Genomic DNA, 19,595 nt, shown 5'->3' with positions numbered 1-19,595 from the left:
ATGAACGAACTCGGTCGATTGGAAGACTTGCCCCAGGACTACCGCGATGAGCTGACCGCGCACAACCTGGTGCCCCTGTGGCCGAGCCTGCGCGGTGTGTTGCCGCCCGGCGTACCGACGCGGCAGACGCGGGCCACGCATTGGCCTTACGCCACCCTCAAGCCCCTGCTGCTCAAGGCCGGCGAGTTGACGCCCATCGAGAAGGCCGAGCGCCGGGTGCTGGTGCTGGCGAATCCGGGCCACGGGCTGGAGAAGATGCAGGCCAGCGCGGCCATGTACCTGGGCATGCAACTGCTGCTGCCCGGTGAATGGGCGCCCGCACACCGGCACACGCCCAACGCCGTGCGCATGGTGGTGGAGGGCACGGGCGCATGGTCCAACGTGGACGGAGAAAAGTGCGAGATGCTGCGCGGCGATTTGATCCTCACGCCCACCGGGCTCTGGCACGAACACGGCCACGATGGCACGGAACCGGTGGTGTGGCTCGACGTGCTGGACCTGCCGCTGGTGTACTACATGGAGACCAGCTACCACGTCAACGGTGGCCGGCAAACGATCAAACCCGAGCATGGGGAGCGCACCTATGCGCGCGGTGGCGTGGTGCCCAGCCCGGTGTTTGAACGCTCGGCGAAACCGTATCCGATGCTGCGCTACCCCTGGGCCGACGCACGGGCCGCGCTGGAATCGCTCGCCACCGAGCAGCCCGATCTGGACGCCGTTCAGGTGACTTACAGCAACCCCGAAACCGGGGGCCACTGCGAGAACATTCTGGGTTTTTATGCGCTCATGCTGCGCCCAGGCCAGACGCTGAATCTGCCCGCTCGCTCACCCGCCACGGTGCTGCACCAGATCGAAGGCAGCGCCAGCGTGCACATCGAAGCGCAAGCCTTCACGCTGGCCGAAGCCGACACCTGCTGCGCGCCCGGCTACACCGCGATCACGCTCAAAAACACGTCTGCCACCCAACCCGCGTTTCTGTTCATGGCGGATGAAACGCCGCTGCACCAGAAGCTGGGTGTGTACGAGGTGAGATAGCCCACCTCCCGCCGGGCTTCTTCCGTCACGCCCATTGACGGCGCAACACCTGCGGCCTGTCCTGAGCCTGTCGAAGGGCAGTTCCGCGGTGTTCTGGGAGAAATGCAACCCATCCCTCGATCCACTTTTTTCCCCATGAAAGGCGCCAATGGCCCAATACCTTTTTGCCCCACCCGCGATCCAGTCCCTGCCCATCCAGGGAAAGACCGAGCAGTTCCCGATCAACCGCATTTTCTGCGTGGGTCGCAACTACCATGCACATGCGGTGGAGATGGGCAAGCCGGTAGACAAGTCGGTGGAACGGCCGTTTTACTTCACCAAGTCCCCCCAATCACTGGTGCTGAGCGGCTCGACCGTGCCCTACCCGCCTGAAACCCGCAACTACCATTTCGAAATGGAAATGGTCGTGGCCATCGGCAAGGCGGGCTTTCGCGTGAAGGCTGAAGACGCCCATACCGTGATCTACGGTTACGCCGCCGGGCTGGACATGACGCGCCGCGATCTGCAGCTGGTCGCGCGCGACAAAGGCCGCCCCTGGGATCTGGGCAAAGACATCGAACAAGGTTCGGTGTGCAGCGCCATCGTGCCCATGGAGGGGCAAATCCTTGACAGCGGTGCGATCGCACTCGAGGTGAACGGCGACACCCGGCAGTCCTCGGATGTGAACAAACTGATCTGGAACGTGCGCGAGATCATCGCCGACCTCTCTCTTTTTTATCACCTGCAACCGGGTGATCTGGTCTACACCGGCACCCCTGAAGGGGTCGGGCCCGTGGTGGCGGGCGACAGGATCACCGGCCGCGTGGCGGGCGTGACAGACGTGGCCCTGACCATCGGCGCGGGCGAATGAGCAAAAAGGAGATGGGGTTGAAGCCGTCAACCAGGGCCCAGGTTGTCCCTGCCTGACACCCATCCGGGGCAGATGCCCGTCATGGTTTCGAGCGCTGGACCGGTAGCCCCGGCAGGCCGGCGAAACCGCGCGCCCCAACCGGCACAACCCCAACGCGGCCCCCGCTACCTCAATTCAACACAAAGTTCGCGTCCGGCCTCGGCGCAGGGGGCGGCGTTTCGCCGAGCATCTCACGCAAACTGGCGTCGATGCCGGCGACCATGGCGTTGAGGGCCAGGTCGTTGGTGTCTGTCCCAAAGGGGTTTTCGATTTCGTCGCTCAGGGCTTCGAGCGCGAAAAAGGTGTACGACACAAAAGACACCACCAGCGGGGTCGTCCAGCCAATGGTGTCCACCAGACCAAAGGGCAACAACGCGCAATAGAAGTAAACGCTGCGGTGCAAGATGACGGAATAGGTGAACGGCAATGGCGTATTGGCGATGCGTTCACAGCTGCCGAGGGCGAGCGATAGTTTGTCCAGTGAGTCCTCCATCTTGTAGGCCAGCATGGGATCGAGGCCCTGTTCGCGGCGATGGGTGCCCAGCCATTGCCCGAGCCACAGCAACACCAGCGAGGGTGCAGAACGCGCGGAGGCGAGCTGGACTTGCAGTGTTTCGGGCAGCAGCCCTTGCGTCCCGTGCGTCGGCGAGTGGCCTCGCAACCCGTTGCGCATGGTGGCCGCGAATCCGATCAGTCCCAGCACAAAGGGGCGCACATCGCGTTCAGGAGCGATGAAGCTCAGGGCATGGCGCGTGAGGTTTCGCGCTTCGACCAGGAGACTGCCCCAGTGTTTGCGCGCTTCCCAAAAGCGGTCGTAGCTGGCATTGATGCGAAAGCCGAGGAAAATGGCAAAAGACACGCCCATCAAGGAGAAAGGGCCGGCATTGAGCGTGACCTTCCAGGCAAACAATTGCCCATGCGCCAGCACGACGCCGCAAGACAGGGCAAAAATGAACAGCTGCTGTCCAACGATGCGGTGGACGATGGAGCCGCGCCGCACGAAAAGCATGCGAATCCAGTGTGGCCTCGGGCGAACGATCACGGGTCAGGGTGGGACCGGAGCCCCCAAGGTTAGACAAGCCGCCATTGTCTCTGCAAACAAGGGTTTTCCCTGATTTCATGGAAGGGAAATCTTGCTTTTGGCGGGTCTTGCGGGGAAGCCGAAGTGATGCTCCCAGTGGTTCCTGCAGAGGTCTGGGCCCCACCGGCGACACGGCTCCACCTGACTGAGGCAGGCTACCAGCCGCTGCGCAACAAAAGCAACAAGGTTTCCCGTTGCGCCGCCGGCTGGCTGTGCAACCAGGCCCGGATGCGGATCAGATCGTCAACACAGGCATCGCCGTGGCGCGCGCGCAGCTCGTCCTCCCGCCGGTGGTGCACCACCTCCTCGCGCACGCGGCGCTGCCAGCCGTCCGCCAGCACCTCATTCAGACGCAAGGCCAAACCAGCATCCACCAACGCCGGCCATTCGCCCGCGTCCAGCCAGACACATTGGCAGCCCACGCAGCGATCCAGGCGGAAATCGGGCTCGTGGCTGACACGCAGCCGCTCCATCAATCGGGTACATCGGGGGCAGGCACGGGCCGGGGTGCTGTGGGTCGTCACCGGCCGATCGCTCGGCTCGGGCTGGGGGGACTCGGGGCGCCCTTCTAGCCACTGCCGGTAATCGTCCAGCGACACCAGACTCCCATGGCAAGTCTCACAAGCCTGCACCGGCAACCCCGGCAACAGCTCTGCCGGCCACAAAGGCGCTGGCGCGCCACAAACACACTGCAACAACATCGGCATGATTTCTCCCGCTCTCCCGGCGCCTGGCCTGCCAACCCGGGCAGGCCCTTCGCGCCCCCCCTGGCACCGCGGCGCATTCGATGCCCCTGTGAGCAACAGAGGCACCCTTCATTTGTATCACCTCGGCAACCGGAAAATTGTGTCAAGGCGCATCAACGGCGAGAGACCCCCCAACCGGCCGATCATTCATTCAGCCTTCATGGCCTTTAGTCGATCGAACGTACACAGGAAACGCGGTCAAACCGCCAGCCGCCATGAAATGGCGAACACGGGCAACGGTTTGTGCCTCGAGAGCGGTGTGGGCCGTCAGCAGCAGCACCCCTTCGGGTGTCACCAGGTCGCGGGTCAGCATCATGCCGGGCAGCAACGCAGTGCAGGACGTGGCCACCTCGGGTTCATCTGCATCGGCAGAGCGGCCCAGCATCACCGTCAGGGCATCCACCACCGTCGGATCGTAGCGCTCATTGCGGCTCGCCTGGATGATCCGCAGTGCCTCGTCCATGGAGAGCCGCCGGGCCGTGGTGATGCCGTGCTGCAAGTTATCGAAATCGTTGGCCACCGCCACAATGCGGGCCGGCAAAGGGATGCCCTCGCCCGCCAGGCCATCGGGATAGCCCTGCCCATCCCAGCGCTCGTGGTGGCTGCGCACGGCCTGCGACGCCCCATGCAGTTCGGCCATGGCGATCAGCGCGCCCTCGCCATTCACGGGGTGGGCGCGATACCCTTTCAACTCCTGGGCGGTCATGCGAGCCACCGGCTTGCCCAGCAAATCATCGGGCAGACCGATCTTGCCGATGTCGTGCAGCAAGGCCCCCAGGAACACCTGCTGGACAGTCTCGGCGTCAAGCTTCAGGCCCATTGCAAGCTGGCGCGCCAAGTCGGCGACCCGGCGCGAATGGCCGGCCAGCATGCCGCCCCGCAACTCGATCAGACTGGTGAAGGTTCGAACGCCGGTCAGCAAATTGGCTTTGAGCTGCTGGTTCGATTCGGCCAGCTCGGCCGTGCGCGCCTGCACACGCTGCTCCAGCTCCAGGGACTTGCCGCTGAGGGCGGCATGCAGGTTGTGGGCGGCTTCCAGCAACACCTGCTCGCCCACGCCCAACGCCACGGGTGTGTCGATCAATGAGCCCGATTGCTGGCTCAGGCGCATGACCATATTGCGGTCTTCACCCAGGATGTGGGTGATCAGCCAGGCCGTCAAAAAGCGGTGCAGTGCCTGCGCTTTCTGCCCGTCGCCGCACCAGCCTTCGGTGAATTGCGCCAGTTGATGAACAAAACCAGCGTGCCCCTTGTGGTGGGCTGCCAAGGCCTGTGGCGGTTGTCCGGCCTCGATGGACCAGGCCTCTTCGGCCTTGAAGTGGTAGTCGGCGTAGGCCTTGAGCTGTTCCAGCACCTGCAGGCACTGCGCCCGTTCGTCGTGTACCACCGCGTCGCCCAAAGCATTGGTCAATTCCACCAGCACCCGGTGCTGACTGTCGATCAGCTCCACGCCCGTTTCAAAATGCGGACTCCACACAAACACTTGCAAAACCACCGGCCTTCTCCTTGCCGCCTCCTCGAAGGCCTGTCCAAAGTATCGGTTCAACGGGGCTTACTTGACGCCCCGGCGCTTCATCATGTCCTGGCTCATGTCCGCCAGCGCGCCCGGCGAGAGCAATTCCCGGGCTGCGGGATAGGCGACCTTGTCTTCGTCGTCCAGGTGTTGACGGTACAGGCGGGCGAAATCGTTGAGCGCCACCTTTTGCCATACGGACAAGTCCTCGAACGGCTGCGTTCCGTCGTGTTCGGCCAAGGCGGTGAGCACGGCCCGAGCCCCTTGCCAGGCGACTTCCATCTGGCGGTGGTCCTGGATCAGGCGCAGAACCAGCGCCTTGACCGCCGCATCCGCACCGCACATCAGCGGCGGAAATACGTGGCGCTCTTCGTCTTCGTGGTGCAAGGGCGCCGCGAGATCAAAGTAGCGCATCACATCACGCGCGGCCTGGCGAACCGGGTCGTCCAGCCCCTGTTCCTGCAAGCGCGCCTGCAGGCGCAAGATGAGCAGCAGCATGCGCTCCACGCGCTCATGGCAGGCACTCAGCATCTCAAACGGGGCCTCAAATCCCACGGCTGGCGCGGATTGACCGGGCTGGGAAATTTGCATGAGAGAGACGGAAGTGGCCATGATCAACCCAGGTTAACCGCCTGCCCTTGTGGGTCAAACGGGATAAAGGCAGCGATCTGCCCTTGTTTGATCGATTCAATCATGCGTTCCAAAGGTTGGTCAGCATCGGCACTGGTCAGTGCTTTGCCGGGCGCGCCCGACATGGCCGCAGCAAACACCATACCCCAAGGTTTGCCAAACAGCGCCGCTTCTGCGACCAGATCGGCAAAAGTGGCCAATTCATCGGGCGCCTTGTCGACACACATCTGCGGCACAAGCGCCCCGCCTTGGCCGCGCTCAAAACTGGCGCGCTGGTCAGCGGTGGCGTCGTCGGGCAACTCAACCGCAGCAAAAACAAACAGCAGGCGTTGGGGTTGCTGCTGCGCGCGCGCGGCATTCAAAAGATCGTCAAAAGTAGCGATGGTCATGGGGTTTCCTGTTCAAGTATCTTAAATATTCATCGCCACGGGTGGGTCAGGTACCCAGACCAGATTCACCCGTTGCGCCCGCTCCGAACACACTCAGGTAGTCGGCCACCGCAGGGCGGGGTCGCGGAGCGCGCAACGAAGCCGCACGGCCCATGCTGATGAAGCACACGGCGTGTTCATTGGAATCCAGCCGCAAATGCGAGCGCAGGGCCTGTGACTTGAGGGCTTTGCCGCTGGTGAGCGACGAACCAAACCCCAAGGCTGTGGCCATGAGCAAAACATTCTGCACCGCGCAGCCAGCGGAAATGAAGCGTTCGTTGGCGTCGATCTCGGGATCGCCACACGCCACATCCACGATCAGCAGCAACAGCAAGGGCGCGCGAAAAGCCTTCTCCCGCGCCTGCGCCTGCTGCTCATCGGAGGCGCCGGGATCTCGTTCCAGCAGCGCCTGGGCAAACAGCTCGGCCAGCGTGGCGCGCTGCTCCAAGGGCACCAGCACAAACCGCCACGGCATCAGCTGGCCATGATCGGGCGCGGCCGCAGCGGCACCCAGAATGGCTTCGAATTCATCGGCGTCGGGCCCCGGTGCTGCCAGGCGCTTGGGCAAGACGGTGCGGCGGGCATGGATCAACGCCCCGGTCAGGGTGGCGTCATCGGGAGCGGTGGGGAACGGGTCGCCGGTCATGGGGGTGGTCAACACAGGCTCATCCCGGCCGACCATCGGCGCGAAGCCGACCGAACCAGCCCATGAGCCGCAGGCTCCACACCACCACCACCCCGGCCCACAACGCGGCGGCCGCCACCAGCACAACGGCGGGCGCCTGGGGCAAGGCGCCCGCGATGCGCAGCAACACGGCGAACTGCAAGGCCCAGAACAGCACCCACATCAGGTTGTCGGCCACCAACGGTCGCCCGCTGTGCCCACAGGCCACGCGCGTGACCATGGCCAGCAGCAGGGAACCCAGGCAGCCCATGGTGAGCGCGTGCAACGCCCCCAGGCCCAAGGCCGGCACCCCGGCCTGCAAGCCCAGCAATTGAGAGGCACCGGCGAGCACAAAGCTCAAGCCCAGCCAGACAAAACCCAGGTGCAACATGGCCAGCAGGCGCACCTTGAGGCTTTGCACCAAGCCCCAGGCCACCCCCAGCCAGATCAGCACACCGCCAGCCGCCAACTCGGACAGACCTTGAAACAACATCCAGGCGCGCGGCAGCGGTACGGGCAAGGTGAGCATCCAGACCGACACCCACTCCAGCACCGCCGCAGCCAGCATCACCCACAACACCCAGAACGGGCGCCAGCTATGGACCATGGGCACGGCGCTGGAGGTAAAAAACGGAATCATGCGGTGGGCCACGGCCAGGTAGGTCGGGACCACAAAGCCCCACAACCCACTGAGCACGCAGGCCAGCGCCAGGTCCACCGCCCCCAGCGCGGTGGCGACAGCGATGCCCGCCACGCTGAGCACGCCCACCCCAGCGGCCACCGCAACCACCTTCGCGTGCACGCGGTCGCTCTGGGTGCTCGCGCGCACCAGCCCCCAAAAGCGCCAGGTCTGCAAACCCAGGCCCAACGCAGCCAGCGATACGCCCACCACAGCCAGCGCGCCCTGCGTGTGCCCCCCGGCCAGCCAGAGCAACCAGCCCAGAGCTTGCAAAAGCGAGCTGGGCAGCAGATCGCGCGCCCCGGGGCCCGGCACACCCAGCCACTTCGGGCCGGCGGTGAACAGAAAGCCCGCAAAAAACAGGGGGATGAAGCCCAGGCTCATCAGCGCTGCGTGGGTGAGCGTGGGCGAAAGGGCGTAGCCCAAGCCCAGCCAACCGGTGGCGCGGTCGAGCTGCACCAGCGCCCACCACACGCCCGAAGCCAGCAGCAGGCACATGGCCAGAAAGAAGCCCAACCGGTGGGGCGCGAGCAAGAGGTGGTTCAGGCGCCAGGAAGCCGGCGCCGCCACAACGTCAGTCGGGCGCTGACCCGCTGCTCGCTGCGCGGTTGCGCGCAACGGAGGCAACGGTTTGGCACCCGGCGAGGTCATCCACAGCTGCCCAGGTGGCCACACTGGGTGCAGTAGTCGCAGCCGTCCTTGCGGATCATGGCGTGTGCACCGCACTCAGGGCATTTTTTGCCGGCCATCACGGTCGACGGAATGCCCGGCAACTCTGGGGCGGCAGCGCCGTGGCTCACTTCAGCCTGGGGTGCTTTGGCTTTGTCGGTGCGGCGCGAAATGATGTTTTGCAGCGCAAACGCAATGGCCGCCACTTCGGAGTCGTGCCACATGGGAATGTGGGTTCCGTCGGCTTTTTCGTAGGTGCCCAGGCGCACCGGGCCCCGGTCCCAGGCGACCTTGCGCATGTCGCCCAGTGCGCGCTCGAGGAAGCCCCCACGCGCGGCCAAGGACAAGATGCGCATGGTGGAGGTGATCCATTGCTGCGACTCGCCGTTTTGGCCCACCGGCATGAAGAACTCGATGGCGCGGTCCACCGTGTCGTCGCCTTCGCCCGTGGGCACGGGCAGGAAAGACACCACGATGTAAAGCGTGTTGTGGCCTTCTTGCGTCCAGTACTCGATCTTGTCGGCCACGGCCGACAGCGCACCCTTGGGGCGGCTCTCGATCACGGTGCGCATCGGGTCTGCGAGCATTGCCGACGCTGCGGGCGCGCTGGCAGCCACCGCAGCGGCCGCATCGGCGGCTGCGCTGCCGGTGTCCAGAACCGAACCCAGGATGCTGTTGGGGCGGTAGGTGGCCATGCCCTTCAGGTGGGCGCGCCAGGCTTGCTGGTAAAGGTTCTTGAAATCGTCGAACGGGTAGTCGGCCGCCACGTTGACCGTTTTGGAAATGGCCGTGTCCACAAAGGGTTGCACAGCTTCCATCATGCCGATGTGCTCGGTGGCCGTCATGCCCAGCGCGTTCACAAAATACTCGGGCAGGTTGTTCACATCACCGCCCAGCTCGCGGTACAGGCGCCAGGCGTGGTCTTCCACCGCGTATTCGCTGGTGCTGCCGTCGGACTCGCGCTTTTTGCGGCGGTACATCCAGGAGAACGGTGGTTCGATGCCATTGGAAGCGTTGTCGGCAAAGGCCAGGCTCACCGTGCCGGTGGGGGCGATGGACAGCAGGTGGCTGTTGCGGATGCCGTGCTTGCGGATCAGGGCCTTGATCGCCTCGGGCAGGCGGCTGGCAAAGGTGCCTTTGGCCAGATAACCCTTGGCGTCGAACATCGGAAACTTGCCCTTTTCCTGGGCCAGCGCCACCGAAGCGGTGTAGGCAGCGTCGCGCATGCGTTCGGCGATCTTGGCAGCGGTCACGCGGCCTTCGTCACGGTCGTAGCGCTGGCACAGCATGGCCAGCGCATTGCCCATGCCGGTGAAGCCCACACCAATGCGGCGCTTGGCGGCGGATTCGGCGCGTTGCTGCTCCAGCGGCCAGAAGGTCACGTCGAGCACGTTGTCGAGCGCACGCACCTGCGTGGCGACCACTTGTTCAAACGATTCAAAATCGAACGAAGGCACACCGCCGAAACCAAAGGGGTTGCGCACAAAACGCGTCAGGATGACCGGGCCCAGGTCGCAGCAACCGTAGGGCGGCAGCGGCTGCTCACCGCAGGGGTTGGTGGCCGAGATCGTTTCGCAATAATTCAGGTTGTTGTCGGTGCCGATCTGGTCCAGGAACAGGATGCCCGGCTCGGCGAAGTCGTAGGCCGACTTCATGATGGTGTCCCACAACTCGCGCACAGCCAGCGTCTGGTAGACCCACTGGCCGTCGGTGCGCTGGTAAGCGCCCTTTTCGATCAGCTTGGCGCTGGGCTTGGCCTTGTGCACCAGTTCCCAGGGCTGGTCTTGGCCCACCGCCTCCATGAAGGCATCGCTCACGCCCACGGACACGTTGAAGTTGTTCCAGCGGCCAGGCGTGCGCTTGGCGGTGATGAACTCCATCACGTCGGGGTGGTCGATGCGCAGCACGCCCATCTGGGCGCCGCGACGTGCGCCTGCGCTCTCCACCGTGGAGCAAGACTGGTCAAACACATTGATATAGCTGCACGGACCCGACGCCATGGAGTGCGTGCCCTTGACCTCGGCGCCCTTGGGGCGGATGCGCGAAAAGTCGTAACCCACACCGCCACCCCGTCGCATGGTCTCGGCCGCTTCGCGCAGGGCTTCGTAAATGCCCGGGAAGCCTTCGTCGTCCATGCCCTGGATGCAATCGCCCACGGGTTGCACAAAGCAGTTGATCAGCGTGGCCTGGATATCGGTGCCCGCAGCGCTCATGATGCGGCCCGCGCCAATGGCGCCGGCGTGCAGGTTGTCCAGGAACACCTGTTCCCACTTGGCCCGGTCCGCCTCGCTCTCAACGGAAGCGAGCGCTCGCGCCACACGGCGGTAGAGGTCTTCCACACCGGTCTCGCCGGGCTTCAGGTATTTCTCGGCCAGGACGTCCTGGCTGATGGGCTGGGTCTGGGTCAAATCCTGCGGACGCAGGCTGGAATCGCGTTTCATCGGGTGAAGTTTCCTGAGGGGGCAATAGAGGGGTGTACGCGGGTCAGAAATCGGCAACGAAATGGACCGGCGGAGACCAATAGCCTAACGCAAGAAGTGGCCAAACAGCGCCATCGTCGGGTTCAATCGGGTCACAAAAAAGGTCTTTTGCCACACTTTTTATCCGGGTTAAATACGCCGGCCGCTCAAACCCCTTCAATCAATTGGTCTTCTTGCTCTACATAAGGCTGGTAGGGGCCCGTTCCGCTGTGGGAGGCGACCGACGACGGCACGAACGCGCCTTGTTCTGCATCAAAAACATGCACCTCCCCGTCTTCCAGCACACAGTGCCAGCCGTGCAGGCTGAGTTGCCCGGCCTCGACCGAGCGACGCACAAAGGGGTATTCCATCAGCCGCTCCAGCTGCAAGACCACCGCACGCTGCTCGGTCCGGCGCAACACCTCCGCCCCGGGCTGCATCGGCAGCAAGGCGTCATCTACCAGTTTGAGCCACGCGGTGAGCGCCACCGCTTCGGCGGGTGCCCCCTCGTACGCTGCTTTGATCGCGCCGCAATGGCTGTGGCCACAAATGATGATGCGCTCCACCTTCAAGCTCAGCACAGCAAACTCGATCGCCGCCGTGGTGCCATGCAGGCCATAGGAGCCGTCATAGGGCGGCACAAACGCCCCCACATTGCGCACCTGAAACAACTCCCCTGGCCCCGCACCCGTCAACAAGTGCGGCACCAGCCGCGAATCGGAACAGCCAATGAACAGCGTCTTGGGGTGCTGCCCATGGGCCACCAAATCCTGAAAGCGCTGCTGGTTGCGCGGGAAATAGTCCGAATGGAAATCCCGCAGGCGCAGCAAGAGATCGTCTTGTTCGGGAAGTGTCTTCATATCGAAATCCTCCGGTCTGTCCAAGGCAAGTCAGGACAGCGACGACCCCAACCCAGGATGCCGCGGAACCGGCTTTGCCGGGCCGCCAGCATCGCCCCCTTGAGGGGGTCGCGCGCAGCGCGGCGGGGGTGGGTCATTGCACCAGCGGCGAATCAGTCCCTTCCAACTCAAGGCCCTCGACTTTGGATTCACCCACCAGCAACAGCATGTACTGCCGCAGGGCAGTCGTGCGCGATTGCAACTGCAGCCTCGACGAGATTTGCTCGCGCAACTCGGAAAACTCAGGCAAACGGCCCTTCTTGCGGCCCAGCACTTCAATGATGTGCAGGCCAAAACGCGTGTGCACGAGTCGCGGGTGAACACCCATGCCCCAGCGCGAATCGCTCTGGAAAAACAGCTCGTTGGCCAACTCGGGCGCACAGTCTTCCGGCGTGAGCCAGCCCAGGTCACCCCCCTGGGTGCTGGATGGGCAGTTGGACAACTCCGCCGCCAGTTTCTCGAAATGGCCGGGCGCGACTTCTTTGCGCGTCAGCTCCAGAAGCGCCACCTCGGCACGCTGCGAAAGGGCGTGCACATTCACACCGGGTGTGACCGCAAACAGGATGTGGCGCACATGCAGGGCCTGCCCCACGATGAAGCGGTTCTTCTTCGCCTCATAGTGGCGCTGGCACTCCGATTCGCTGGGCTCTGGCACTTCCACCGCCGACTCCACCATGGCCTCCATGATCTGGCGCTGCGCCTCGTCGGGCTCTCGGTAGCTCAGGCCGCCGTAACGCGGCAGCAAGCCCGCCTTGACCCCTTGCTGGCGCAGCAACTCGGTGTAGGCGCGCTCGCGCAGCACCTGGGGGTCCAGCGTTTCGCCCGGTTCGTGCAAGGCAATGCCATTGACGCTCGCCATTTGGGGCTGTGCCAACCCGGCGCAGGCGCAGCTGTCGCTGCCGCAACCGGTGGATGAAGAAGTCGTAGAAGAAGCGTTCATGGCAAATATCCTTTGGGTGAACTCGCGACGATCAGGCGGCAGGGTCACGTTGGCTCAGGGGCGCTTTGGGCGTCATGCCCAAGCGGCGGCTGCGCACCACCTGATAAGGGCGGAACACATAGGCCAGCGTGCCAAAGCCACTCCACACGTGCACCAGTCGGGTGAAGGGGAAGATGAAGAAAATGCTCATGCCCAGGAACATGTGGGCCTTGAAGATGGGGTGCATGCCCAGCATCAGCTCGGCCGCACCGCCACGGAAGGTCACGATGCGTTGAGCCCACTCGGCCAGAATCATCATCACCGAGCCGTCCAGGTGTTGACCCGACAGCGGCACGGTGGCCAGGCCCAGCGCAAACTGCAACCACAACAACCACAACAACACGATGTCGCTCGTCTTGGAATTGGCGCGGATGCGGTCATCGCTCAGGCGGCGGTGCAAGAGCAAGCTCACGCCCACAAACCCGAACAGGCCAAAGATGCCGCCCGAGATCATGGCGAGCAGCTGTTTGTTGCCCGCCGTCAGGAAGGCTTCGTACACAAAATGCGGCGTGAGCATGCCGAAGGTGTGACCGAAGAACAGAAACAAGACGCCAACGTGGAACAGGTTGCTGCCCCAGCGCAATTGCCCATGGCGCAGCAGCTGCGAGGAGTCGCTCTTCCAGGTGTACTGATCGCGGTCGAAGCGCATCAGGCTGCCGAGCAGAAACACGGCCAGGGCGATGTAGGGATACACGCCAAAAACAAGGTGGTTGAGGTAGGTCATGGTGAATACTCCGTGTCCGTTCAGGCTGTGGCGCGTTCTGACGCACCAGCCGGTTTCTTGCGAACGATGTGAATCGGCTGGGCCTCGCCAGGGCCGGCCTGGCCTTTGGTGCTGCAGCCATCAAACGCTTCGGGCTCGGCCCAGGCATCGTCAATGGCTTCGTCGGCCTGGATGGCCACAGCCTGGGCCTTCTGCCCAGACAGCTCCAGCACCGCTGCGATCACCGCCGCGTAAGGGCTTTCACGCTTGAGCAAACCGCTGAAAATGGCGTTCAAGATGTGGGCCATTTCGCCCAGGAAAGCCTTGGCCAGCCCGGGCGGCTGGGTGGAGGCGAACTCCAGCACCACACACAGGTGGTCGGGCAATTCCTCAGGGCCCAGGAACAGCCCGGCCTTTTCGTAGGTCTGCACCAGATCGACCATCGCCGGGCCGCGGTCACGCGAATCGCCGTGCACGTGTTCAAACAGGTGAAGCGAGGTTGAGCGGCCGCGGTCGAAGGTCTCGACGAAGCGGGCTTCTACCTCCAGAGGGTCCAGCCGCTTCAGCTCAGCGGCCAGCGCGCGCAACTCTGCGCGCCGCGGTGCAGGCACAGCCTCTTCTTCGTCGATGGCCGCAATCAGCGGGGCCAGATCGGCGCGCAGATCGGCATCGGGGTACGCCAGCAAACGGGCCAGAGCGCGCAGGGAATAACGGGTTTCTTTCATGGCGAGCTCCTTCAGACCACGGATTGAATCGGAATCGTGCGGCGCTTTTCGCCGCCGAACAGACTGGTTTCGCTGGCGCCGTCAGAGCACCCATTGCCAAACGTGAAGCCGCAGCCACCGCGCATGTCAAAGGTGTTTTCGGCGTACTCGCGGTGCGAGGTAGGGATCACGAAACGGTCTTCGTAGTCGGCGATGGCCATGATCTGGTACATCTCTTCCACCTGCGCCACCGTCAAGCCGGTTTGCTCCAGCACAGCAAGGTTTTGCACCCCGTCCACGTGCTTGGCGCGCTGGAAGGCACGCATGGCCAGCATGCGCTCCAACGCTCGCACCACCGGGCCGGTGTCGCCGGCGGTCAGCAGGTTGGCCAGGTATTGCACCGGGATGCGCATCTGCGACACATCGGGCAACTCGCCATTCGACGTCATGTGCCCCGCGTTGACCGCCGAGGTGATGGGCGAGAGCGGTGGCACATACCAGACCATGGGCAGGGTGCGGTATTCGGGGTGCAGCGGCAAGGCCACTTTCCACTCCATGGCCATTTTGTAAACCGGGCTGTTTTGAGCGCCGGTGATCCAGGCATCAGGTATGCCATCCAGGCGCGCCTGCTCAATCACCTTGGGATCGTTGGGGTTCATGAAAATGTCGAGCTGGGCCTGGTACAGGTCCTTCTCGTCGGGCACGCTGGCGGCTTCCAGAATGCGATCGGCGTCGTACAGCACCACGCCCAGGTAGCGGATGCGGCCCACACAGGTTTCCGAACAGACCGTTGGCTGGCCGGCTTCGATGCGCGGGTAGCAGAAGATGCACTTCTCGGCCTTGCCACTTTGCCAGTTGTAATAAATCTTCTTGTAAGGGCAACCGCTCACGCACATGCGCCAGCCGCGGCACTTGTCTTGATCGATCAACACAATGCCGTCGTCTTCGCGCTTGTAGATCGAACCCGATGGGCATGAGGCCACGCAAGCGGGGTTCAAGCAGTGCTCGCACAGGCGTGGCAAGTACATCATGAAAGTGTTTTCGAACTGGCCCACCATGTCGCGCTGGGCCTGCTCGAAGTTCGCCAGGTTGGCGTCCTTGCTGCGCTTGCTGAACTCACCGCCAAGAATTTCTTCCCAGTTTGGGCCCCACTCGATCTTCTCCATGCGCTTGCCGGTGATCAAAGAACGTGGGCGCGCGGTGGGCGGCGCCTTGGTTTCCTTGGCCGACTGCAGGTGGTCGTAATCGAAGGTGAAGGGTTCGTAGTAATCGTCGATCTGCGGCATGTTGGGGTTGCTGAAGATCTTCATCAACAGCGACCACTTGCCCCCTTGCTTGGGCTGAATGGAGCCGTCGGCTTTGCGGACCCAGCCACCGTTCCACTTGTCCTGGTTTTCCCAGTCTTTGGGGTAACCAATACCGGGCTTGGTCTCAACGTTGTTGAACCAGGCGTATTCCATGCCAGGGCGGCTGGTCCAGACGTTTTTGCAGGTCACCGAGCAGGTGTGGCAACCAATGCACTTGTCCAGGTTCAGCACCATGGCAATTTGAGCGCGAATTTTCATGTTGTTTCTCCTGTGCGTGCTTAGGCTTGAACCGTGTCCGTGCCCTGGCCGTCATGCCAGTCAATTTTTCGCATCTTGCGCACGATGACGAACTCGTCGCGGTTGGTGCCGATGGTTCCGTAGTAGTTGAAGCCGTAGCTGAACTGCGCGTAGCCGCCGATCATGTGCGTGGGCTTGGTGACGATGCGGGTCACCGAGTTGTGAATTCCACCGCGCGTTCCGGTGATCTCGGCACCGGGGGTGTTGATGATCTTCTCCTGCGCGTGGTACATCATCACCATGCCGTTTTTGACCCGCTGGCTCACCACCGCACGCGCCGCAATGGCGCCGTTGGTGTTGAACAGTTCCACCCAGTCGTTGTCCACAATGCCGGCGCTCTTGGCGTCGTCTTCGCTCAACCAGATCACCGGGCCGCCCCGGTTCAGCGTGAGCATCATCAGGTTGTCGGTGTAGGTCGAGTGAATGCCCCACTTCTGGTGTGGCGTGATGAAGTTGAGCGAAATTTCCGTGTTGCCGTTGGGCTTGCGGTCGATCATCTCGTTCACCGTCTTCAAATCGACCGGTGGGCGGTAGGTCGTCATGCCTTCACCGAACGCGATCATCCAGGGGTGGTCAAGGTAGAACTGCTGGCGACCCGTGAGCGTGCGCCACGGGATGTATTCGTGCACGTTGGTGTAGCCGGCGTTGTAGCTGACGGTCTCGCTCTCAATGCCACTCCAGGTGGGCGAGCTGATGATTTTGCGCGGCTGGGCCTGAATATCGCGGAAGCGGATCTTTTCGTCTTCGCGGTGCAGGGCCAGATGGGTGTGGTCCCGGCCGGTGATTTTGCTCAGGGCATCCCAGGCTTTCACAGCCACATGGCCGTTGGTCTCGGGGGCCAGCTGCAACACCACCTCGCAGGCGTCGATATCGGACTCGATCTTGGCCATGCCCTTGGTGACACCTTCGGCCAGCACCTTGCCGTTGAGCTCTATCAGCTGCTGCACTTCGACGTCGGTGTTCCAGGCAATGCCTTTGCCACCGTTGCCCACCTTTTGCATCAGTGGACCCAGGGCCGTGAAACGCTTGAACGTGTTGGGGAAATCGCGTTCAACCACCGTGATTTGCGGCGCGGTCTTTCCAGGAATCAGTTCGCACTCTCCCTTGCTCCACTCTTGCACGCCAAACGGCTGCGCCAGTTCGGCGGGCGTGTCGTGCATCAATGGCGTGAGCACCACTTCTTTTTCCACGCCCAGGTGGCCCACGCAGACTTCGCTGTAAGCCTTGGCGAAACCTTTGTAGATTTCCCAGTCGCTGCGGCTCTGCCATGCGGGGTCCACCGCTGTTGACAGCGGGTGGATGAAGGGGTGCATATCGCTGGTGTTGAGATCGTTCTTCTCGTACCAGGTGGCCGTGGGCAACACGATGTCGGAATACAGACAGGTGGTGCTCATGCGGAAGTCGAGCGTGATCAACAGATCAAGCTTGCCTTCAGGTGCCTTGTCGTGCCATTTCACTTCGGTGGGCCTGGCCTCTTCAGGGCCCAGGTCTTTACCCTGCACACCGTGGGTCGTGCCCAAAAGGTGCTTCAGGAAATACTCGTGGCCCTTGCCGCTGGAGCCCAACAAGTTGGAGCGCCAGACAAACAGGTTGCGCGGCCAGTTGTCAGGATGGTCCGGGTCTTCACAGCTCATGGTGAGCGAGCCATCTTTCAGCGACTTGACGACGTAGTCTTTGGGGTCCATGCCCGCGGCAGCAGCATCCTTCACCACCTGCAGCGGGTTGGTCTGCAACTGCGGTGCGCTGGGCAACCACCCCATGCGCTCGGAGCGCACGTTGTAATCGATCAGGCTGCCACCGAATTTGGCTTTGTCGGCCAGCGGCGAGAGGATTTCTTCTACACCCAGTTTCTCGTAGCGCCACTGATCGGTGTGGGCATAAAAGAAGCTGGTGCCGTTCATCTGGCGAGGTGGGCGGATCCAGTCGAGCGCAAAAGCGAGCGCCGTCCAGCCGGTTTGTGGGCGGAGCTTTTCCTGGCCCACATAGTGCGCCCAGCCGCCGCCACTCTTGCCGATACAGCCGCACATCATCAGCATGTTGATGATGCCGCGGTAGTTCATGTCGCTGTGGTACCAGTGGTTCATGGCCGCACCGATGATGACCATGGACTTGCCCTTGGTCTTGTCGGCGTTGTCGGCAAACTGGCGCGCCACGGCAATCACCTGGTCGCGCTTGACGCCGGTGATCTTTTCTTGCCAGGCGGGGGTGTAAGGGGTGTCATCGTCGAAGCTGGTGGCGGCGTTTTCACCCGGCAAGCCACGTCCGACGCCGTAGTTGGCCACGGTCAGGTCAAACACCGTGGCGACCAGCATGGTGCGCTCTTCGCCTTCTTTGCCGAGCTTGATGCGGCGCACCGGCACCTGCCGAACGATCACGTCGCCCACCGCACCGGCCTGCTTGTTGGAGTCGAAATTGGGCGTGTCGATGCCACCGAAATACGGGAAGCCCACCTCGCCCACGTCGTATTCGCTGCCCTCGCCTTCCATCAAGCTGAGCTTGAGCTTTACTTCAGTATCGTGGCGCGCCTCCTTGTTTTCCAGGTTCCACTTGCCGGTGTCTGCGCGGCCTTCGGCGCCCCAGCGGAAACCAATGGAACCATTGGGCAAAACCACCTTGTCCTGCGTGTCGAACGCGAGGGTTTTCCAGTCGGCGTTGTTGTCCTGGCCGAGGTTGCCGTTGAAATCGCTGGCGCGCAGGTAGCGGCCAGGCACCACCACCGTGCGGCCGTCGGGCAAGGTGCGCTCTTCCAGTTGCACCAGCATGGGCATGTCGGTGAAGCGGCGCACGTAGTCGTCGAAATAGCTGCTGCGCTGCTTGCCGCCTTCGGGGAAGTAAAACTCTTTCAGGATCACATGGCCCATGGCCATGGCGATGGCCGCGTCTGTGCCCTGCTTGGGGTGCATCCACAAATCACAGAGCTTGCTGATCTCGGCGTAGTCGGGCGTGATGGCCACCGTCTTGGCGCCCTTGTAGCGCACCTCGGTCAGGAAGTGGGCGTCGGGGGTGCGCGTTTGCGGCACGTTGGAGCCCCACGCAATGATGTAGGTGGAGTTGTACCAGTCGGCCGACTCGGGCACGTCGGTTTGCTCGCCCCACACCTGCGGGCTGGCGGGCGGCAAATCGCAATACCAGTCGTAAAAACTCAGCGGCACGCCACCGATCAGTCCCAGGTAGCGCGAGCCGGCCGCGTAGCTGATCATGGACATGGCGGGAATGGGCGAGAAGCCGATCACGCGGTCCGGTCCGTACTTTTTGGCGGTGTACACGTTGGCGCTGGCGATGAGCTGGTTGACCTCATCCCAGGTGCTGCGCACCATGCCCCCCAGGCCACGTTGCTGTTGCCATTCTTTGCGGGCCGATTCGTTTTCAACAATGCTGGCCCAGGCGTCGACCGGGCTCTTGGACACAGCCAATGCGGCGCGCCAGTGCTTGAGCAGGCGCGCGCGGATCATGGGGTACTTCACGCGGTTGGCGGAGTACAGGTACCAGGAATACGAGGCACCACGGGCACAGCCACGTGGCTCGTGGTTGGGCAGATCGGGCCGCGTTCGCGGGTAGTCGGTCTGCTGGGTTTCCCAGGTAACGATGCCGCCCTTGACATAAATCTTCCACGAGCAGGAGCCCGTGCAGTTCACACCGTGGGTGGAGCGCACGATCTTGTCGTGGGCCCAGCGGTTGCGGTAGGCGTCTTCCCAGGTGCGGTCTTCACCGGTGACGGTACCGTGGCCATCGGAGAAGCTCTCCGTTGGGGCAGAAAAGTGGCTGAGGCGATCGAGGAAGTGGCTCATGTGAGGTCTCCAGAAATGAAAGGGGCTGCTGCAAGTTGCAGAACCGGTGCGCGTGAAGTTGTTGAAGCCAGGGACACCGCCGGGCTGGCTTTGCCAGACGGCTGGTGTCGCCCCACTTCCAGGGG

At 63.0% G+C, this 19,595-nt stretch carries 16 protein-coding genes; 2 read left to right on the top strand and 14 right to left on the bottom strand.

Going from position 1 to position 19,595, the window contains the following annotated elements; genetic code table 11:
• Nucleotides 1–1,035 carry a cupin domain-containing protein gene (locus E5678_RS18620; protein WP_136179916.1) on the top strand — a complete coding sequence of 345 codons (1,035 nt, stop codon included), beginning with the start codon at nucleotides 1–3 and terminating at the stop codon, nucleotides 1,033–1,035.
• A gap of 148 nt (nucleotides 1,036–1,183) precedes the next feature.
• A complete protein-coding gene (locus E5678_RS18615) occupies nucleotides 1,184–1,885 on the top strand; it encodes a fumarylacetoacetate hydrolase family protein (protein ID WP_136179915.1) in 702 nt (233 codons plus the stop codon).
• 169 nt (nucleotides 1,886–2,054) lie between these two features.
• On the opposite strand, the gene E5678_RS18610 is transcribed toward E5678_RS18615, so the two are convergent.
• The 14 genes from E5678_RS18610 to E5678_RS18545 form a co-directional block, all read right to left on the bottom strand.
• Complete coding sequence (locus tag E5678_RS18610; RefSeq protein WP_247596825.1) at nucleotides 2,055–2,933, bottom strand: bestrophin family ion channel; 879 nt, start codon at nucleotides 2,931–2,933, stop codon at nucleotides 2,055–2,057.
• A gap of 227 nt (nucleotides 2,934–3,160) precedes the next feature.
• Nucleotides 3,161–3,478, bottom strand: a complete 318-nt coding sequence (locus E5678_RS22370; protein WP_168708606.1) for a hypothetical protein — start codon at nucleotides 3,476–3,478, stop codon at nucleotides 3,161–3,163.
• A 424-nt stretch (nucleotides 3,479–3,902) separates the two neighbouring features.
• Nucleotides 3,903–5,246, bottom strand: a complete 1,344-nt coding sequence (locus tag E5678_RS18600; RefSeq protein WP_168708605.1) for a bacteriohemerythrin — start codon at nucleotides 5,244–5,246, stop codon at nucleotides 3,903–3,905.
• Nucleotides 5,247–5,303: 57 nt separating this feature from the next.
• Nucleotides 5,304–5,876 carry a hemerythrin domain-containing protein gene (locus E5678_RS18595; protein ID WP_136179911.1) on the bottom strand — a complete coding sequence of 191 codons (573 nt, stop codon included), beginning with the start codon at nucleotides 5,874–5,876 and terminating at the stop codon, nucleotides 5,304–5,306.
• A gap of 2 nt (nucleotides 5,877–5,878) precedes the next feature.
• The gene (locus tag E5678_RS18590; RefSeq protein WP_136179910.1) at nucleotides 5,879–6,283 is read right to left on the bottom strand and encodes a ribonucleotide reductase subunit alpha; all 405 of its coding nucleotides are present in this window, start codon (nucleotides 6,281–6,283) and stop codon (nucleotides 5,879–5,881) included.
• 46 nt (nucleotides 6,284–6,329) lie between these two features.
• Complete coding sequence (locus E5678_RS18585; RefSeq protein WP_136180862.1) at nucleotides 6,330–6,968, bottom strand: nitroreductase; 639 nt, start codon at nucleotides 6,966–6,968, stop codon at nucleotides 6,330–6,332.
• 19 nt (nucleotides 6,969–6,987) lie between these two features.
• Entirely contained in the window at nucleotides 6,988–8,316 is a 1,329-nt protein-coding gene (locus E5678_RS18580; RefSeq protein ID WP_136179909.1) for an NnrS family protein, read from the bottom strand.
• Nucleotides 8,313–10,775: an adenosylcobalamin-dependent ribonucleoside-diphosphate reductase gene (locus tag E5678_RS18575; RefSeq protein ID WP_136179908.1), complete on the bottom strand. Its 2,463-nt coding sequence runs from the start codon at nucleotides 10,773–10,775 to the stop codon at nucleotides 8,313–8,315. The genes E5678_RS18580 and E5678_RS18575 overlap by 4 nt, the downstream gene beginning before the upstream one ends.
• 185 nt (nucleotides 10,776–10,960) lie before the next feature.
• Nucleotides 10,961–11,653, bottom strand: coding sequence for a carbonic anhydrase (locus E5678_RS18570; RefSeq protein WP_136179907.1), 693 nt, complete (start codon nucleotides 11,651–11,653; stop codon nucleotides 10,961–10,963).
• A 133-nt stretch (nucleotides 11,654–11,786) separates the two neighbouring features.
• Nucleotides 11,787–12,632, bottom strand: a complete 846-nt coding sequence (locus E5678_RS18565; protein WP_136179906.1) for a peptidylprolyl isomerase — start codon at nucleotides 12,630–12,632, stop codon at nucleotides 11,787–11,789.
• 31 nt (nucleotides 12,633–12,663) lie between these two features.
• Nucleotides 12,664–13,395, bottom strand: a complete 732-nt coding sequence (gene narI / locus E5678_RS18560; RefSeq protein ID WP_136179905.1) for a respiratory nitrate reductase subunit gamma — start codon at nucleotides 13,393–13,395, stop codon at nucleotides 12,664–12,666.
• Nucleotides 13,396–13,415: 20 nt separating this feature from the next.
• Nucleotides 13,416–14,099, bottom strand: a complete 684-nt coding sequence (narJ, locus tag E5678_RS18555; RefSeq protein ID WP_136179904.1) for a nitrate reductase molybdenum cofactor assembly chaperone — start codon at nucleotides 14,097–14,099, stop codon at nucleotides 13,416–13,418.
• 11 nt (nucleotides 14,100–14,110) lie between these two features.
• On the bottom strand, nucleotides 14,111–15,643 hold the full coding sequence (narH, locus tag E5678_RS18550) for a nitrate reductase subunit beta (RefSeq protein WP_136179903.1): 1,533 nt from the start codon (nucleotides 15,641–15,643) through the stop codon (nucleotides 14,111–14,113).
• A gap of 20 nt (nucleotides 15,644–15,663) precedes the next feature.
• Nucleotides 15,664–19,470 carry a nitrate reductase subunit alpha gene (locus tag E5678_RS18545; RefSeq protein WP_136179902.1) on the bottom strand — a complete coding sequence of 1,269 codons (3,807 nt, stop codon included), beginning with the start codon at nucleotides 19,468–19,470 and terminating at the stop codon, nucleotides 15,664–15,666.
• Between the last annotated feature and the right edge of the window lie 125 nt (nucleotides 19,471–19,595).

Origin of the sequence: Hydrogenophaga sp. PAMC20947 (assembly GCF_004795855.1) — a bacterium.
Taxonomy (GTDB): Bacteria; Pseudomonadota; Gammaproteobacteria; order Burkholderiales; family Burkholderiaceae_C; genus Hydrogenophaga.
Note: the sequence above shows the minus strand (reverse complement) of the source record. Positions and strands in the feature narration are given on the sequence as shown.

What these genes read in the sequence shown, in the direction of transcription:
- E5678_RS22370 (WP_168708606.1), bottom strand. Translation starts at nt 3,478, where the DNA reads ATGGAGCGGCTGCGTGTCAGCCACGAGCCCGATTTCCGCCTGGATCGC.
- narH (WP_136179903.1), bottom strand. Translation starts at nt 15,643, where the DNA reads ATGAAAATTCGCGCTCAAATTGCCATGGTGCTGAACCTGGACAAGTGC.
- E5678_RS18570 (WP_136179907.1), bottom strand. Translation starts at nt 11,653, where the DNA reads ATGAAGACACTTCCCGAACAAGACGATCTCTTGCTGCGCCTGCGGGAT.
- E5678_RS18610 (WP_247596825.1), bottom strand. Translation starts at nt 2,933, where the DNA reads ATGCTTTTCGTGCGGCGCGGCTCCATCGTCCACCGCATCGTTGGACAG.
- E5678_RS18615 (WP_136179915.1), top strand. Translation starts at nt 1,184, where the DNA reads ATGGCCCAATACCTTTTTGCCCCACCCGCGATCCAGTCCCTGCCCATC.
- E5678_RS18585 (WP_136180862.1), bottom strand. Translation starts at nt 6,968, where the DNA reads ATGACCGGCGACCCGTTCCCCACCGCTCCCGATGACGCCACCCTGACC.
- E5678_RS18565 (WP_136179906.1), bottom strand. Translation starts at nt 12,632, where the DNA reads ATGAACGCTTCTTCTACGACTTCTTCATCCACCGGTTGCGGCAGCGAC.
- E5678_RS18595 (WP_136179911.1), bottom strand. Translation starts at nt 5,876, where the DNA reads ATGGCCACTTCCGTCTCTCTCATGCAAATTTCCCAGCCCGGTCAATCC.
- E5678_RS18590 (WP_136179910.1), bottom strand. Translation starts at nt 6,283, where the DNA reads ATGACCATCGCTACTTTTGACGATCTTTTGAATGCCGCGCGCGCGCAG.
- narI (WP_136179905.1), bottom strand. Translation starts at nt 13,395, where the DNA reads ATGACCTACCTCAACCACCTTGTTTTTGGCGTGTATCCCTACATCGCC.
- E5678_RS18545 (WP_136179902.1), bottom strand. Translation starts at nt 19,470, where the DNA reads ATGAGCCACTTCCTCGATCGCCTCAGCCACTTTTCTGCCCCAACGGAG.
- E5678_RS18580 (WP_136179909.1), bottom strand. Translation starts at nt 8,316, where the DNA reads ATGACCTCGCCGGGTGCCAAACCGTTGCCTCCGTTGCGCGCAACCGCG.
- E5678_RS18620 (WP_136179916.1), top strand. Translation starts at nt 1, where the DNA reads ATGAACGAACTCGGTCGATTGGAAGACTTGCCCCAGGACTACCGCGAT.
- E5678_RS18575 (WP_136179908.1), bottom strand. Translation starts at nt 10,775, where the DNA reads ATGAAACGCGATTCCAGCCTGCGTCCGCAGGATTTGACCCAGACCCAG.
- narJ (WP_136179904.1), bottom strand. Translation starts at nt 14,099, where the DNA reads ATGAAAGAAACCCGTTATTCCCTGCGCGCTCTGGCCCGTTTGCTGGCG.